We start from the raw sequence: 16,340 nt of genomic DNA, 5'->3' as shown, positions 1-16,340 counted from the left end.
TATGAACTATTCACAGCAATTTCGTCAGGGACATTTGGTCCTGCCAGCAGCAATATTATTCCACTATCAAGAGCTTTTTCCGTCGGCAGATGATTTTTTGATTTGGCAGTTTTTCTTATATCAAAATTCTTCAGCTATCGAATCATTAGCGCCTAGTGAGATTGCTCAAGCTACTGGTAAAACAGTTGCTCAGGTCAATCAAGCTATTGAAAATCTCCAAGATGCTGGACTCTTAGAATTTAAGACAATCAGTATTGCTGGTGAAATTGAAATGATATTCGATGCGCTTCCTGCTTTTGAAAAATTGGATGTTCTGTTAACTCCAAAACAGGCAGTTGAGATTGTGCAACCAGAGAATGATTTGAAGACCTTGGTGGGTGATTTTGAACGTGAATTGGGCCGCTTTTTATCGCCGTTTGAAATTGAAGATTTGCAGAAGACTATTGAGGATGACAAAACTTCGATTGATTTGGTTCGTGCAGCCTTGAAAGAAGCTGTTTTTAACAACAAAACAAATTGGAAATACATCCAAGCTATTCTACGAAACTGGCGCCGTGAGGGAATTACTACAGTTGTGCAAGTAGAAGCGAAAAATGCAGAAAGAGAAATCCAGACTCCTAAGAATGTGACTGTTTCAAGTGACTTTCTTGATGCAATGGATCTCTGGAAAGATTGATATGGAAACAAAATTATCTAAAAGGCTGGAAACAGTCGCAAGTTTTGTCCCACAAGGGGCACGTCTAGTTGATGTAGGGAGTGACCATGCTTATCTCCCTCTTTTTTTGGTAGAGCAGGGGCGTATTGATTTTGCCATTGCGGGGGAAGTCGTTCAAGGTCCCTATCAGTCAGCGCTCCAGAATGTAGAGCAGGCGGGACAAACAGAGAAAATTCTAGTCCGTTTGGCAAATGGCTTAGGCGCGTTTGAGAAGTCTGACCAGATGACTGCCGTGACCATAGCAGGTATGGGGGGACGCTTGATTGCGGAAATCTTAGAAGCAGGAAAAGAAAAGCTTGCGACCATTGAACGTTTGATACTCCAGCCAAATAATCGTGAAGATGATGTGCGTCGATGGTTGGAAAAAAATGGTTTTAGATTGGTTGCTGAAAAGATTCTGGAAGAAAATGGCAAGTTATATGAAGTCCTCGTTGCAGAATCAGGACAGATGAGATTGTCAGAAGTTGAACGTCGTTTTGGTCCCTATCTACTAGAGGAGACCTCGCCAGTTTTCGTCAAAAAGTGGAGAAGAGAACTTGAAAAATTAAGTTTTGCTTTGGAACAAGTTCCATCTGAACGCCAAGGTGACCGCTTTGCCATTTCCCAAAAGATCCAACAAATTCAGGAGGTAGTCCATGTTAGCTAGTCAGGTTATTGAGCGCTATCAAGCCTTTTGTCCCCATTCTTTGGCTATGGAAGGCGATGTCAAAGGGCTGCAAATCGGTACCCTTAATAAAGAGATTCAACGTGTCATGGTGGCTCTGGATATTCGTGAGACAACAGTGGCAGAGGCGATTGATAAAAAGGTAGATTTGATTATAGTCAAGCACGCTCCGATTTTTCGTCCAATAAATGATTTGGTGGCTGACAATCCGCAAACTAAAATGTATCTTGATTTGATTAAGCATGATATTGCAGTCTATGTTAGTCATACAGATATTGATGTGGTTGAGGGTGGTCTCAACGACTGGTTCTGTGAACTACTAGAAATTCAAGATACTACCTACTTGATTGAAACTGCCGAGGGGCAGGGGCTTGGCCGTGTGGGGACAATAGCAGAGCAGACTTTGGAAGAATTGGCTTTGAAAGTCAAGTCTGTCTTTGATCTAGATGCTGTCCGTCTAGTGACCTATGGGCACCAAGCCAAGCAGTATGTCAGCCGTGTAGCCATCTGTGGAGGCAGTGGTGGGTCTTACTACCATGAGGCTCTTGCTAAGGGGGCAGATGTTTACATCACGGGCGATATTTACTACCATACTGGGCAGGACATGCTGACTCAGGGCTTGCTGGCTATTGATCCAGGCCATCATATCGAAGCATTATTTATCAAAAAAAATTGCTGAATTGTTGGAAATATGGAAGGCAAAAGAAGGTTGGGATGTCGAAATTCTACCTTCAACTGTTTCAACCAATCCGTTTAGACATTTGTGATAAATTAATCAGCACTTGATTGTGGAAAGACCAAGACGACATTTAATGTAGTTTTAGGTCTTTTATTTTTTAGATATTTTCTTATTTATTTAAGTGAAAAAGCTTGAATTTTATAATAAATTAGGGTATCTTACTTTATAGGATATGCAAGATTAAACAGGATAGGATGTTAGTTATGACTTGGGTTACTAATCAGTCTGTAGTTCTACAGGCTTTGCTAGGTGGTTTATTCACATGGTTTTGTACGATTGTGGGGTCTGCCGTTGTATTTTTCTTTAAGACAGTTAGTCGTCGTTTGCTAGACACCATGTTAGGCTTTGCAGCTGGTGTTATGATTGCGGCTTCTTTTTGGTCTTTATTAGCCCCATCGATTGAGTATGCTGAAAGTTCATACGGCAATCTGGCTTGGATACCAGCAGCAGTAGGTTTTGCAGCAGGTGGTATTTTTTTACGCTTGGTAGATGCCTGGGTTCCGCATTTGCATTTGGGAAATGATAAAGATAAGGCAGAAGGTGGTGGTGAGAAGGATAGAAAAAATCTATCCAAAACAGCCCTGCTCTTCTTAGCTATTACAATTCACAATATTCCTGAAGGTTTGGCGGTCGGTGTGATATTTGGTGCACTTGCTTCTAACTATAGTCCAGCAGCTTTTATCGGAGCAATTGGTCTTGCTATTGGGATTGGTATACAAAATATTCCTGAAGGGGCAGCCTTGGCTATTCCAATTCGTACAGACGGCGCATCTAGGTGGAAAGCTTTTTACTGGGGATCAATGTCAGCAATTGTCGAGCCGATTGCAGCAGTCATCGGTGCTTTTGCGGTCACTTTTATGACACCTATTTTACCTTATGCCCTCTCCTTTGCGGCAGGGGCCATGATTTTTGTCGTCGTAGAAGAGCTCATTCCAGAATCGCAGACAAACGGCAATACGGATATTGCAACTCTGGGCTTAATGGCTGGTTTTATCATCATGATGATTTTAGATGTTGCTCTAGGATAATTTGTTAAAGTCTGTCGTCACAGGCTTTTTTCTTATGACAATATCTTTAAAAATATGGTATAATGAACTGATATTAATTTAGGGAAGGTACTCTTATATGAAAGGTATTATTCTAGCAGGTGGTTCAGGTACGCGCCTTTATCCTCTGACACGTGCGGCTTCAAAACAATTGATGCCTATCTATGACAAACCAATGATTTATTATCCATTGTCAACATTGATGTTGGCTGGAATCAAAGATATTTTGATTATTTCAACTCCGCAAGATCTTCCACGTTTTAAGGATATGTTAGGAGATGGTTCTGAACTTGGAATTTCACTTTCATATGCAGAACAACCAAGTCCAGATGGTTTGGCGCAAGCCTTTATTATCGGTGAAGAATTTATCGGTGATGACAATGTAGCCTTGATTCTTGGTGATAACATCTACCACGGAAATGGTTTGACCAAGATGTTGCAACGTGCTGCTAGCAAAGAAAAGGGAGCGACTGTCTTTGGTTATCAAGTAAAAGATCCAGAACGGTTTGGTGTTGTTGAGTTTGACGCTGATATGAATGCCATCTCTATCGAAGAAAAACCTGAAGAGCCAAAATCGAATTTTGCTGTTACTGGTCTTTATTTCTATGACAATGATGTTGTGGAGATTGCGAAAAATATCAAGCCTTCACCTCGTGGCGAGTTGGAAATCACAGATGTCAACAAGGCTTACTTAGAACGCGGCGACTTGTCTGTTGAGCTTATGGGCCGTGGATTTGCTTGGTTGGATACAGGTACGCATGAAAGCCTCTTGGAAGCTGCACAGTACATCGAAACGGTTCAACGTTTGCAAAACGTTCAAGTGGCTAATTTGGAAGAAATTGCTTACCGCATGGGCTACATTACAAAAGAACAAGTGTATAAATTGGCACAACCGCTTAAGAAAAATGAATACGGACAATACTTGCTCCGTTTGATTGGAGAAGCTTAATGACAGAAAACTTTTTCGGTAAAACACTAGCAGCTCGCCCAGTTGAAGCTATTCCAGGAATGTTAGAATTTGACATTCCTGTTCATGGCGACAACCGTGGCTGGTTTAAGGAGAACTTCCAAAAGGAAAAAATGTTGCCTCTCGGCTTTCCTGAAAGCTTCTTTGCAGAAGGAAAATTGCAGAATAATGTTTCCTTCTCTCGTAAAAACGTTCTTCGTGGTCTTCACGCAGAGCCTTGGGATAAATACATTTCAGTAGCAGACGGCGGTAAGGTTTTGGGAACTTGGGTCGATCTACGTGAAGGCGAAACCTTCGGTAATACCTACCAAACCGTTATCGATGCTTCAAAAGGTATCTTCGTTCCGCGCGGAGTAGCCAATGGTTTCCAAGTCTTGTCAGATTTCGTGGCTTACAGCTACTTGGTTAACGACTACTGGGCTTTGGAACTCAAGCCTAAGTATGCTTTCGTCAACTACGCTGACCCTAGCCTCGACATCAAGTGGGAAAACCTAGAAGAAGCAGAAGTTTCAGAAGCAGATGAAAACCACCCATTCCTCAAGGACGTCAAGCCTTTGAGAAAAGAGGACCTCTAATGTTTCAAGCCTTTTTGGAAATAGCAGAGCAGTTAAACAAGTTAGGAATCACTCCCTTGTTAATGGGTTCTGTTGGTCTGGAAAGGCGGACAGGACGAGATTGGCAGGCAAGGGATCTTGATATTCATGTGCCCAGTGACCCACGGGGATGGGAAGCGCCAGATGAGGAGCGGATTTACCGTGCAGATGAGCTGATTGTTCTGATGAATCAACTTGGCTATGTCCTGGTTGATCGTCATGAACATGAATTTCATAAAGACGGCTTATCTGTTGAATTCGGAGGCCTACATTCACTGCCTGAATTTGCTGGTGTAGAGCTAGAAGATTTGGAAGAACTAGAAACAGTAGGTGTTCGCTATTACCTACCGACACTTGAACAATACCTGAAAATCTACCAAGCCTCTTCAAAAGATTCCTACCGTGCAGAAAATAACAATCAAAAAGACTTTGCTAAGATTGCTTACTTGAAGGAAATCTTGAGGTAAAAAAGCGAGCGAAGCGAGCAGTTCTGTGTGTCATCGCCGTAGTGAGAAGCTCCTTTGCTTTGCTAAGGAGCGGGGGAAACCATGAGACCTTAGGCTCATGGTTTAGTAATGAAACACCTTGGCGGTTGCTTACGACCCCACTACCTAAGATGACACACAAAAAAGAAAAAAACTTTTCGGAGAAAAAAATGTCTCAATTTAAAAATATTATCGTGACTGGTGGAGCTGGTTTCATCGGTTCAAACTTTGTACACTATGTATATAACAATCATCCAGACGTTCACGTAACTGTTTTGGATAAACTTACTTATGCAGGAAACAAGGCTAACTTGGAAGCTATTCTTGGTGACCGTGTTGAGCTGGTTGTTGGCGACATTGCAGATGCTGAGTTGGTTGACAAATTGGCTGCTAAGGCAGATGCCATCGTTCACTATGCGGCAGAAAGCCACAACGACAACTCTCTCAACGATCCAAGCCCATTTATCCATACCAACTTTATCGGTACTTACACTTTGCTTGAAGCGGCTCGTAAATACGACATCCGTTTCCACCATGTATCGACCGACGAAGTATACGGTGACCTTCCTTTGCGTGAAGATTTGCCAGGTCATGGCGAAGGTCCAGGCGAGAAATTTACTGCGGAAACCAACTATAACCCGTCATCACCTTACTCATCAACCAAAGCTGCTTCAGACTTGATTGTCAAAGCATGGGTGCGTTCATTTGGTGTCAAAGCAACTATCTCAAACTGTTCAAACAACTACGGTCCTTACCAACACATCGAGAAATTTATCCCACGCCAAATCACCAATATCTTGGCAGGTATTAAGCCAAAACTTTACGGTGAAGGTAAAAACGTCCGTGACTGGATTCATACCAACGACCACTCGACAGGTGTTTGGGCAATTTTGACAAAAGGCCGTATGGGTGAAACTTACCTAATCGGTGCTGACGGTGAGAAGAACAACAAAGAAGTGCTTGAATTGATTCTTGAAAAAATGGGTCAACCAAAAGATGCTTACGACCACGTGACTGACCGTGCAGGACACGATTTGCGCTATGCTATTGACGCAAGCAAACTTCGTGACGAGCTTGGTTGGACACCACAATTCACAGACTTCTCTCAAGGTTTGGAAGAGACTATCCAGTGGTATACAGATAACCAAGACTGGTGGAAAGCTGAAAAAGAAGCTGTTGAAGCCAACTATGCTAAGACACAGGAAGTTATTAAATAAGATTATTAAAGGCTAGGGCTCTTGCCCAAGCCTTTCTTGAAATAAGGAGCAAATATGATTTTAATTACAGGTGCAAATGGTCAGTTGGGTACAGAATTGCGTTATCTCTTGGATGAGCGTGGTGTTGATTACGTTGCCGCTGACGTAGCAGAAATGGACATCACGGATGCAGATAAAGTAGATGCCTTCTTTGCAGAAGTAAAGCCAAGCGTTGTATACCACTGTGCAGCCTACACAGCTGTTGATATGGCAGAGGATGAAGGCAAGGAACTCAACTACAAGATTAACGTAACAGGCTCTGAAAATGTTGCCAAGGCAACCGCTAAATACTGTGCGACCCTCGTTTACATCTCAACGGACTATGTCTTCAATGGTGATTTGCCAGTCGGCAAAGAGTGGCAAGTAGATGACCAACCGGATCCTCAATCTGAATACGGTCGCACCAAGCGCAAGGGTGAGGAAGCAGTTGAGAAATTTGCTGACAAATTCTACACTGTTCGTACAGCTTGGGTCTTTGGTAACTACGGTAAAAACTTTGTTTTCACTATGCAAAATCTTGCGGAAACCCGCGATACTTTGACGGTTGTCAATGACCAACACGGTCGTCCAACTTGGACCCGTACCCTTGCGGAATTCATGGTACACTTGGTGGACACCAAGCAAGCATTTGGTTACTACCATTTGTCAAACGATGCAGCAGAAGATACGACTTGGTTTGACTTTGCGACGGAAGTCCTCAAGGATACCAACACCAAGGTATTGCCAGTGGATTCTAGCCAGTTCCCAGCCAAGGCAAAACGTCCATTCAACTCAACCATGAGCTTGGACAAGGCAAAGGCGACAGGTTTTGTCATCCCAACTTGGCAAGAAGCATTGGAAGCATTCTATAAACAAGAAAAGAAATAGTCTACAGGAGATGTGTATGAAAAAGAAAGCGATTGTTAAGCCGTTGTTGATGTCAGGAATTTTTCTGGCTTTACTAGGAGGTGCTACATTACCGTCCAGAGCTGTTCCAGTTGTAGCAGCAGAGACAAGTCAAAGTACGACCTATCATTTAACTGATGATGAAAAAGTTGCCGTACGTGAATATATTCAAGCTAAAATGACTATCGATATGCAAGAATATAGATTGGCGTTTCTTGAGGGAATGATGGAAGAAATGGCTTCGGGTAGTGCTGAAGCTGCGTGGGATGAAGAAATTGCAGACTTGAAGGCAAACTTAACAGCAGAGCAAGTTGTTGTTTTAGATGAACTCGAAGCAAATTTAATTGGTAGCATAGCCCAACATTACCATTACTTATTTGAGACACTTACAGTCGCTGGAAAAAGCGGAAGAGAAGAAGCGGCGGCTATAGTTTCTAAGTACGAGTCTGAAGATGATGCAAGTACTCCTGAAGCCGAATTGGCTGCATTGAAATACGCTAGAGAAGTTATCGTTGAACTACTGAATAAAGAGTCGGCAGCGATTGATAATTATATTGCTTATGCAGAAGCAACTGGACAAGAATTAGCTGGATTATTGGAAAGTGGAAACTCTAATTTAGAATCTATTACATCTGCAACTATAGGATATGGTCAAGCTCTTGCAACTGCTTCGCAACCAAAATTTCCGTATGACTTTTCAGAAATGGACCGACAGATTGCAGAACTAACTGCTAGTCTACAATCAAAAGTCGAGGATAAAAGTACAGCTAAGACTGAAAATACCGGGGTACAAACAAGTCAAAGCGCTACAAATGGCTCAAATGATTTGCAGACCGTTCCAGATCAAGGGGGCGGTCAGATTTCTGATGTAGCTACAGGCAAAGGCAATATTTCCGAAGCAGGTCAGAAAAAGGTTATCCCAAATGATAATGCTAAGGTATTGCCAAAAACTTCAGGGAAATCTAGTCTTCCATTAACTGTACTAGGACTCATAACAATTTTTGCTGGTTGGTTATTGACAAATAAGCAAGAAGAAAAATAGAAGATTAGTGTAATTGCATCTATTTTGAGAAATATAGTTGTTTTTACATGTGAAATACATAAAGGAGATGTTTGTGAAAAAAAGAACGTTATTATTTCTTTCTTTGTGTGCATCCGCGTTGAATGCTCAGCTTGTTCAAGCGGATATGGTAAATGCCCCATCTAGTCAAGTTTCTTCATCTCAGGTTGCTGAAACTGGCGGGCAGTTATCTGTCGTTGATGAGGCTGGTCAGATTAAAGCTATTCTATCGAACATTCAAGGGGAAATTATTGGTGTTACAGCCCAGTTTAGCTCTGAAACAAATAGCGGCATTACTGTCACATTCTCAATGGATGAGCAGGGTAGATACGTAGCGGTTTTGGATCGGTCTGCATTTGCGGAGGAAGACCAAGTCTTTTCGCTGAAGTTAACAGCACAATTAACAGATGGAAGTTTTCAGACCTTATCAGATTATAGTTTCGAGTGGAAGAAGGATGTCGTAAGCGCGGCTGAGAAGCCTACTGCTTTGGATAATAGTGATGCAACTCCGTCTAAAATTGAGGAGGAAGCAACTTCGACTACTACAAGCTCAACGGTTAATTCTAGTTTGACAGCAGGTGCAACAAGTAGTACTTCGAATTCGCTGACAAGAAGTTCTTCAAATACGATTGCAGGAAGTTCGAATGGCTCTACAAGTGTTCCAAGTGCTCGAGTCAGTACAGCTTCCAGTTCGGTCAATGTTACACAGCCAACAGGTACCATCACAATTGAAAATCGTAACGATGCCCAAGGCACCTTCGATGTTCGTGTTACTAATGTTTCATCACCGAAAGATATATCAAGTGTTATTTTACCCACTTGGTCACAGACGGATGATTTACGTTGGTATGAAGCCACTCGTCAGTCAGATGGCAGTTATAAGTTAACTGTTAATAAGAAGGACCATAAGTATCGTACAGGTACCTACACGGTTCATTTATATTATAAGGATTCAAGTGGTGGCCTAACAGGTGCAGGTGGAACAACAACTCATTTATCAGAAGCGAAGCCAACAGGTACAATCACAATTGAAAATCGTAACGATGCCCAAGGCACCTTCGATGTTCGTGTTACTAATGTTTCATCACCGAAAGATATATCAAGTGTTATTTTACCCACTTGGTCACAGACGGATGATTTACGTTGGTATGAAGCCACTCGTCAGTCAGATGGCAGTTATAAGTTAACTGTTAATAAGAAGGACCATAAGTATCGTACAGGTACCTACACGGTTCATTTATATTATAAGGATTCAAGTGGTGGCCTAACAGGTGCTGGTGGAACAACAACTCATTTATCAGAAGTGAAGCCAACAGGTACCATCACAATTGAAAATCGTAATGATGCCCAAGGTACCTTTGATGTTCGTGTTACTAATGTTTCATCACCGAAAGATATAGCAAGTATTATCTTACCCACTTGGTCACAGACGGATGATTTACGTTGGTATGAAGCTACTCGTCAGTCAGATGGCAGTTATAAGTTAACTGTTAATAAGAAGGACCATAAGTACCGTACAGGTACCTACACAGTTCATTTATATTATAAGGATTCAAATGGTGGTTTGACAGGTGCAGGTGGAACAACAACTCATTTATCAGAAGCGAAGCCAACAGGTACAATCACAATTGAAAATCGTAATGATGCCCAAGGTACCTTTGATGTTCGTGTTACTAATGTTTCATCACCGAAAGATATAGCAAGTGTTCTCTTACCTACCTGGTCCCAGTCAGACGATATACGTTGGTATGAAGCTACTCGTCAGTCAGATGGCAGTTATAAGTTAACTGTTAATAAGAAGGACCATAAGTATCGTACAGGTACCTACACGGTTCACTTATATTATAAGGATTCAAATGGTGGTTTGACAGGTGCAGGTGGTACAACGACTCATTTATCAAATCCGTCGGCACAGCGATCCTACACAGTCTATATTGACCCAGGGCACGGAGGGCGAGACTCGGGTGCTTCTTACGGTGGCGTACATGAAAAAAATCTTGCATTGTCTGTTTCAAATAAGTTGCGTGAAAATCTCTTGCAATATGGAATCAATGTTTTGATGACCCGTACAGGTGATTATGATGTAGACTTCAAAACAGAGAGGTCACGAATGACGAATGCAAGCAACGCAGACTTATTTATTAGTATCCATTTTAATGCGACGGGTGCAGGAGTTTCGAATGCGACTGGTATCGAAACATATTGGTATCAATATAATCCAGAATACCAACCTAAAATTAATAAAGAAATGCATAATAACCCTACTCGTTTAGCTGAAAGTGAGATTTTAGCCAACAAGGTCCAGGAGAGTTTAATTAAAGAAACAGGTGCAGTTAACCGTGGTGTAAGAAGAGAAACTTTTGCAGTCCTTCGCGAGACAGCAATTCCTGCCATTCTAGTGGAGCTAGGATTTATGGATAATCCTTCGGAGTTGCAAGTTATCAAACAAGATTCTTACCACACTCGCCTTGCGAAAGCATTGGCACAAGGTGTAATGAATTGGTATGGTGCTGTTGAGGGAAAGTAGAAATTGCAGGTACAGGTATTGAAACAGGAAAACTTTCTAATGATCAAAAAAGTTTCATAGCCAATCTAGTACCTGCAATTGAACAAAGTTCAAAAGCTAATTCTATCCTTTCGAGCGTCATGTTATCTCAAGCCATCCTCGAAAGTGCATGGGGAACGTCATACTTGGCGACTCATGGGAATAATCTTTTTGGCATCAAAGCGGATGCTGCGTGGACAGGTGCTACAATTGAAATCATTACCAATGAATACCGTGATGGTGAGAAGAAGCAAGAAAAGCACTTGTTTAGAAAATATAATTCATGGAATGAAAGTGTAGCAGACTATGCTAAGTTCTTTACCTCTACTCCGTGGAGAATAAAAAATTACCAGAGTTTCAGAGAGGCAACTGATTATCAACAAGCGATTCTTGCGCTAAGACAATCAGGATATGCTACTGATCCGAAATATGGTGAAAAATTACGATCAATTATCGAGAATTACAAGCTTTATCTTTTAGATAATTAAGTTTTTTGGGTGATTGATGATAAAATAGCCTTGCTCAAAACCGAGCAAGGCTATTTTTATCACTCATATAAATCTGTTAAAGGTTGTTTGTCAATGGCACTATTGTATTCTAGTTGTAAGTAGGTTTGGTAAAGTGGTAGGGTTGATAGGTCTTCAATTTGTTGGCCATTATTATCGATATTTCCCCAGCTAGTAATGATAGGTGCTTCGATTTGCATATCACTCAAAAATTGTTGGTAAGGTGATCGAGGAAGGGCATAGTCGGATTCGGATAAAATATCCATCAAATATGGAACGAGATAGTTTGGGCTGATTGTTGTAGATTCGCGCTCCCTAATATCAAAATTCGACCAAATCACTAAAGGGGTAGAATATTTAGCGGCAGGATTATTTTCATCCATAAATTGTGCGTAAAATTCCTGAGTCAAACTAGGTTGGTGATCGCCGTACATGACGATGACTGTTGGCTCTTTGTAAGTACTAAAGAAAGTAATTAAATCTGCAAATGCTTCATCTGTTCTTTTCATGCTGGTCAAAAATTCTGTTTCAGCTAAGTATTCAGATGTTGAACCATTAATGCTGACTTCGCGAGGATAAATTTCTTCCGTACTTGGATAGCCTCCATGTCCTTGCATGGTAACAACAAAGCTAAATAGAGGCTGGTCTCCTTTTTGGGTATAAAGTTCTTTTATTCCGTTGAACAAGAATTGATCAGATGGCCAGCCACGATCGATTGTTAGTGGTGCTAAGCTACTAATAGCAGGTTCCGAATCTAAAAAATAAGATTTATTAAACCCCAGTAGAGGATACACTGCATTGCGGTTGTAATTATTTCCGGATTGAGGATGTAGAGCTACAGTGTCGTAATTTTTATTTTTTAGATAAGTTGCGAAACTTGGACGGTCTTGTGTGATAATCTGCTGATATGGGAATAAATTAGAAGATAATAAACTGATTGGGTTACTTGTCAGCACTTCATACTCGGTATTTGCAGTACCACCGCCAAAGACTGAGACATTGAGGGTGCCATGAATAGTATTGTCTGTTAAAGCATGTTGGTTTGATAGCGGATTAGGCTCCATATTTAAGCCCTGTAAGTTTGAAAAATCACTCTGTGATTCATTCTGTATAAAGATAATATTAGGTCTGATTGTTTGTTTTTCTGTTTCAGGAGGGTACTTCTCAAGAACTTCATTAAGTTTGGGGACTGAGTATCCTTCAGGCTTAGTTATTTTACTATCTTCATAGAAAGAGGCGAGTGAGAGTGGTAGCCCAAATTGACCATAGGTGACGTACATTCTCCAGTAGTTTAATGATATATTTGCATTAGAGACGACAGTTTTATTAATCATTGGAACGATTGTTATTAAAGTTATATAGCCCAGTAAAATTCTGCTGAAACGTTTCGGCCATTTGAAATCATAACTAGAATAAAACGTTCTAGAAGGTAGAAGTTTTGGTAAATATAATTTGGGGATAAAGAAAAAGAAGGTCAATAAGATATAAGAAAATACCATACTTTGTAGCATTCGATTGTTGATATTAATTGCTACGCTAGAAGCTACATTTAATCCGTCTGTGATTTGAAAAAGATTATAAAATAATAGAGGAGCACCACGGCTGTCAATCAAAAGTTGGTTACTTATACCAATAAATACTGAAGCGGATAGAATTAATAGGCTGGCAAATCGTAAGTTAGTTGTAAAGACCAGTATTAGGTAGAGGACTCCGATAATGATTAGATTGTTCCAAAGACTATTGGAGGAAAGAGTAGAGAATTGTGAGTAGCTATTTTCAATAATAAATAATGAAAAAATGGGAACTAGAAGATAAATTACTGATAGACTAATCGTTTTGAAGGCTTTAGAGATATGACCTCGGAGTTGTTTGTATCCCAAAAGACTAAAAAATATAAGGTAAGTCAGTGCAACTAATAGCTGTTGAGTTTCCATTTTATTAAAGTTCGAATTAAATAGCACTAATTCATTGCGATATAAACGTGGAAATGTAAAAGTAGTGAATATATATTGAACGATTAATAATATTGTTAAGATACGGATATCTCTTCTTTTGATTCTCCATGTTGCTCCATTTAAGATAAAGCATGTTAGACCTAAAGCAAGGACTATTAAGTGGAGGTACCAAAATTGATTATCTTTAGTTATCCGTAAAGTATAGGGAAGCTCAATAAAGGCTAAATTTTTATATTTATCTCCAGTTGATGTGTCAATGGATTCAACCAATTGTCCACCGACTTTAATTTTTACAATAGTCGGATTTTCACTAACAAAGTATTCAAATGATAAGGTTCTTACAGAAGAGGAAGATTTAATTACGAGTGAATTTTCCTCACCTAGAGAAGAAAAATTGGGAATTAAATCAGCGTCATTGATTCCCCATTGGTTTTCTATAATTTCTGATGAATGAATATAACGTCCATTTATTTGGATGCTGTCGATTACTTGGTTTGGTTGTTCTGCGATTATTTCTATAGTTCCATCATTTTTTGTAGAACCTAATTCGTTTTGAATGAGGTGTGCATAGAGAAAAAAACTTCCAATCAATCCGATGGAGATTAGTATGTGAATAAGCTGTTTGATTAATTTCATATTTATTAACAATTCTAAGTTTTATATTTTTATGTAAAAGCCAGTACATATTATATCAAATTTTTCTTATTAACTCAAAATTTGTTTTTATCTATACTGTGGAGTCAGAGGCGTAGAAAAAGAAAAGCCTTTATAACCAAACTAGGATAGAATTAGGAAAAAAAACTAAAAAATGGTATAATGAAAAGAACTGCAATTTGATGGAGAGGATTCATGAAACACGTTTTTATTATCGGTAGTCGTGGACTGCCAGCAAAATATGGTGGCTTTGAGACCTTTGTCCAACAATTGGTCAGTCACCAGCAATCTGAGAAGATTTGTTATCATGTGGCTTGTTTATCGGATACAAGTCATCACCAACATTCGACCTACCTGGGTGCAGATTGCTTCACAATTAATCCACCAAAACTTGGACCGGCTCGTGTGATTGCTTATGATATGATGGCGATCACTTATGCCCTTAAAATCATTAAGGAACAGCAGATAGAGCGACCAATTTTCTATATCTTGGGAAATACCATAGGTGGCTTCATAGTACCTTTTGCGAAACAGATTCACTCTGTTGGAGGTACCTTGTTTGTCAATCCAGATGGTTTGGAATGGAAACGGGCCAAGTGGGCTAAGCCAGTCCAAAGGTATCTAAAATTTTCTGAAAAAATGATGGTCAAATATGCTGATTTGATTATTGCTGATAATGAGGGAATTGAGGATTATATTCAATCTGAATACTCGGCTACCAATACACGCTTTATTGCCTATGGTACAGATTTAAGTCCGACTAAGTTAACAAAAGAATCTGAGCAAGTTCGCCAATATTTTACAAATTGGAACATTAAAGAGAAAGAATTTTATCTGATTATTGGTCGTTTTGTACCTGAGAATAACTATGTGACAGCAATTAGGGAGTTTATGGCAAGTAACACGAGACGTGATTTAGTCATCGTTGCAAACCATGAAGGCTCTGCCTATTTTCAAAAATTGAAAGATGAGACAGGCTTTATATCCGATAAGCGGATTAAGTTCGTAGGAACAGTATATGACCAAGAACTACTTAAGTATCTGCGCCAAGAATGTCGAGCTTATATTCATGGGCATGAAGTTGGAGGAACCAATCCTAGTCTCCTAGAAGCGCTGGCGCAAACCAATGAAAATTTGGTTTTAGGTGTTGATTTTAACCGCAAAGTTGCCCTAGAAGGTGCTCGGTATTGGAGTAAGGAGTCAGGTAGCCTGAGTCAATTAATTAACCAAATTGATGAGAATGCTGAAGCGATGGAATTAGGAGAAATTGCGAAAAAACACATGAAGGATGAATACACCTGGGAAAAAATCGTCCAAGAGTACGAGGAATTATTTTTACAATGAAAGTAAATATACTCATGTCGACCTACAATGGTCAACAGTTCTTAGCTGAGCAAATTCGCTCTATCCAAGAACAGTCATACATAGACTGGACACTATTCATTCGTGATGATGGTTCCAGTGATCGAACTAGAGAGATTATTAAAGATTTTGTTGAACAAGATCAGCGAATTCACTTCATAGATGTTGAGACAGACGAAAATCTCGGTGTCATCAAAAGTTTTCATAGGCTAGTTCATTATGATACTGCTGATTTCTATTTTTTCAGTGACCAAGATGATGTTTGGCTACCAAATAAACTGGAAGTTAGCCTGAAAAAAGCACAAGCCTATCCAACAAATTTGCCATTGATGGTTTATATGGACCTCAAAGTTGTCAATCAAAATCTAGAAGTTATGGCAGAAAGCATGGTAAAATCTCAATCTCATCATGCCAATACGGAATTGGTGCAAGAGTTGACTGAGAATACTGTAACTGGCGGTGTCGCCATGATTAATCATCATCTTGCTGAAATGTGGCAAGTAACTGAGGATATTTTGATGCATGACTGGTATTTAGCTTTGTTGGCCTCGGCTTTGGGTAAACTGGTTTTTATTGACAAGCCTGGCGAACTCTATCGCCAGCATTCTGATAATGTTTTAGGGGCTCGAACACTCTCAAAACGCTTTAAAAAATGGATTCGCCCTCATATTTTATTTGCAGTTTATTGGGACTTGATTAAAAATAGTCAAAAACAAGCCCGGCATTTATTACAAATGCCCCTTTCTCAATCAAATAGAGAATTAATAGAAGCCTTTGTAACCATTATGGATAAACCAATGCTTGAACGATTCAGGATTTTGAGAAAATATGGTTTAAGAAAAAACAAAACCTTCCATACATTAGTATTCACAACACTGATTGTGACAAAATTTGCATATAAGGAATAG

At 39.9% G+C, this 16,340-nt stretch carries 14 protein-coding genes and 1 pseudogene; 14 read left to right on the top strand and 1 reads right to left on the bottom strand.

The genetic code is table 11. The features are described 5' to 3' along the window. Nucleotide 1: 1 nt before the first annotated feature. From YYK_RS05650 to YYK_RS05595, 12 genes and pseudogenes are all read left to right on the top strand, one after another. Entirely contained in the window at nucleotides 2–676 is a 675-nt protein-coding gene (locus YYK_RS05650; RefSeq protein ID WP_012027253.1) for a DnaD domain-containing protein, read from the top strand. A gap of 1 nt (nucleotide 677) precedes the next feature. After that, on the top strand, nucleotides 678–1,361 hold the full coding sequence (locus tag YYK_RS05645) for a tRNA (adenine(22)-N(1))-methyltransferase (protein WP_012775203.1): 684 nt from the start codon (nucleotides 678–680) through the stop codon (nucleotides 1,359–1,361). Beyond that, nucleotides 1,351–2,146, top strand: a pseudogene (locus YYK_RS05640) (Nif3-like dinuclear metal center hexameric protein). Before YYK_RS05645 ends, YYK_RS05640 begins: the two are co-directional and overlap by 11 nt. Nucleotides 2,147–2,321: 175 nt before the next feature. Then, entirely contained in the window at nucleotides 2,322–3,146 is an 825-nt protein-coding gene (locus tag YYK_RS05635) for a ZIP family metal transporter (RefSeq protein WP_012775202.1), read from the top strand. Between the two features lie 97 nt (nucleotides 3,147–3,243). After that, nucleotides 3,244–4,113 carry a glucose-1-phosphate thymidylyltransferase RfbA gene (gene rfbA, locus YYK_RS05630; protein WP_012027249.1) on the top strand — a complete coding sequence of 290 codons (870 nt, stop codon included), beginning with the start codon at nucleotides 3,244–3,246 and terminating at the stop codon, nucleotides 4,111–4,113. After that, nucleotides 4,113–4,706: a dTDP-4-dehydrorhamnose 3,5-epimerase family protein gene (locus tag YYK_RS05625; RefSeq protein WP_014735663.1), complete on the top strand. Its 594-nt coding sequence runs from the start codon at nucleotides 4,113–4,115 to the stop codon at nucleotides 4,704–4,706. Before rfbA ends, YYK_RS05625 begins: the two co-directional genes overlap by 1 nt. Next, nucleotides 4,706–5,191, top strand: coding sequence for a hypothetical protein (locus YYK_RS05620; protein WP_002937118.1), 486 nt, complete (start codon nucleotides 4,706–4,708; stop codon nucleotides 5,189–5,191). Before YYK_RS05625 ends, YYK_RS05620 begins: the two co-directional genes overlap by 1 nt. A 188-nt stretch (nucleotides 5,192–5,379) precedes the next feature. Further along, nucleotides 5,380–6,426 (top strand): dTDP-glucose 4,6-dehydratase, encoded by a 1,047-nt coding sequence (gene rfbB, locus YYK_RS05615; protein WP_002937117.1) that lies wholly within the window; start codon nucleotides 5,380–5,382, stop codon nucleotides 6,424–6,426. A 54-nt stretch (nucleotides 6,427–6,480) separates the two neighbouring features. Continuing rightward, nucleotides 6,481–7,332, top strand: coding sequence for a dTDP-4-dehydrorhamnose reductase (gene rfbD / locus YYK_RS05610; RefSeq protein WP_012027245.1), 852 nt, complete (start codon nucleotides 6,481–6,483; stop codon nucleotides 7,330–7,332). A 16-nt stretch (nucleotides 7,333–7,348) separates the two neighbouring features. After that, nucleotides 7,349–8,392 carry an LPXTG cell wall anchor domain-containing protein gene (locus YYK_RS05605; RefSeq protein WP_014917258.1) on the top strand — a complete coding sequence of 348 codons (1,044 nt, stop codon included), beginning with the start codon at nucleotides 7,349–7,351 and terminating at the stop codon, nucleotides 8,390–8,392. A gap of 67 nt (nucleotides 8,393–8,459) precedes the next feature. Then, on the top strand, nucleotides 8,460–10,937 hold the full coding sequence (locus tag YYK_RS05600) for an N-acetylmuramoyl-L-alanine amidase (RefSeq protein WP_237718130.1): 2,478 nt from the start codon (nucleotides 8,460–8,462) through the stop codon (nucleotides 10,935–10,937). 119 nt (nucleotides 10,938–11,056) lie between these two features. Beyond that, the gene (locus tag YYK_RS05595; protein WP_002937109.1) at nucleotides 11,057–11,443 is read left to right on the top strand and encodes a glycoside hydrolase family 73 protein; all 387 of its coding nucleotides are present in this window, start codon (nucleotides 11,057–11,059) and stop codon (nucleotides 11,441–11,443) included. 59 nt (nucleotides 11,444–11,502) lie between these two features. On the opposite strand, the gene YYK_RS05590 is transcribed toward YYK_RS05595, so the two are convergent. After that, on the bottom strand, nucleotides 11,503–14,052 hold the full coding sequence (locus tag YYK_RS05590) for an LTA synthase family protein (RefSeq protein WP_014636419.1): 2,550 nt from the start codon (nucleotides 14,050–14,052) through the stop codon (nucleotides 11,503–11,505). A gap of 213 nt (nucleotides 14,053–14,265) precedes the next feature. On the opposite strand from YYK_RS05590, the gene cps2T reads away from it, so the two are divergent. Then, nucleotides 14,266–15,414, top strand: coding sequence for a beta 1-4 rhamnosyltransferase Cps2T (cps2T, locus tag YYK_RS05585; RefSeq protein ID WP_012028306.1), 1,149 nt, complete (start codon nucleotides 14,266–14,268; stop codon nucleotides 15,412–15,414). Beyond that, nucleotides 15,411–16,340 carry a glycosyltransferase family 2 protein gene (locus YYK_RS05580; RefSeq protein WP_012027238.1) on the top strand — a complete coding sequence of 310 codons (930 nt, stop codon included), beginning with the start codon at nucleotides 15,411–15,413 and terminating at the stop codon, nucleotides 16,338–16,340. The genes cps2T and YYK_RS05580 overlap by 4 nt, the downstream gene beginning before the upstream one ends.

This window comes from Streptococcus suis S735, from assembly GCF_000294495.1.
Classification (GTDB): domain Bacteria; phylum Bacillota; class Bacilli; order Lactobacillales; family Streptococcaceae; genus Streptococcus; species Streptococcus suis.
The sequence above is the reverse complement of the archived record's forward strand: the minus strand, read 5'-3'. Positions and strand labels throughout refer to the sequence as shown.

Coding starts and splice junctions, on each gene's coding strand:
- YYK_RS05635 (WP_012775202.1), top strand. CDS start 2,322: ATGACTTGGGTTACTAATCAGTCTGTAGTTCTACAGGCTTTGCTAGGT.
- YYK_RS05605 (WP_014917258.1), top strand. CDS start 7,349: ATGAAAAAGAAAGCGATTGTTAAGCCGTTGTTGATGTCAGGAATTTTT.
- rfbB (WP_002937117.1), top strand. CDS start 5,380: ATGTCTCAATTTAAAAATATTATCGTGACTGGTGGAGCTGGTTTCATC.
- YYK_RS05595 (WP_002937109.1), top strand. CDS start 11,057: ATGTTATCTCAAGCCATCCTCGAAAGTGCATGGGGAACGTCATACTTG.
- cps2T (WP_012028306.1), top strand. CDS start 14,266: ATGAAACACGTTTTTATTATCGGTAGTCGTGGACTGCCAGCAAAATAT.
- YYK_RS05625 (WP_014735663.1), top strand. CDS start 4,113: ATGACAGAAAACTTTTTCGGTAAAACACTAGCAGCTCGCCCAGTTGAA.
- rfbA (WP_012027249.1), top strand. CDS start 3,244: ATGAAAGGTATTATTCTAGCAGGTGGTTCAGGTACGCGCCTTTATCCT.
- YYK_RS05650 (WP_012027253.1), top strand. CDS start 2: ATGAACTATTCACAGCAATTTCGTCAGGGACATTTGGTCCTGCCAGCA.
- YYK_RS05600 (WP_237718130.1), top strand. CDS start 8,460: ATGTTTGTGAAAAAAAGAACGTTATTATTTCTTTCTTTGTGTGCATCC.
- YYK_RS05645 (WP_012775203.1), top strand. CDS start 678: ATGGAAACAAAATTATCTAAAAGGCTGGAAACAGTCGCAAGTTTTGTC.
- YYK_RS05620 (WP_002937118.1), top strand. CDS start 4,706: ATGTTTCAAGCCTTTTTGGAAATAGCAGAGCAGTTAAACAAGTTAGGA.
- rfbD (WP_012027245.1), top strand. CDS start 6,481: ATGATTTTAATTACAGGTGCAAATGGTCAGTTGGGTACAGAATTGCGT.
- YYK_RS05590 (WP_014636419.1), bottom strand. CDS start 14,052: ATGAAATTAATCAAACAGCTTATTCACATACTAATCTCCATCGGATTG.
- YYK_RS05580 (WP_012027238.1), top strand. CDS start 15,411: ATGAAAGTAAATATACTCATGTCGACCTACAATGGTCAACAGTTCTTA.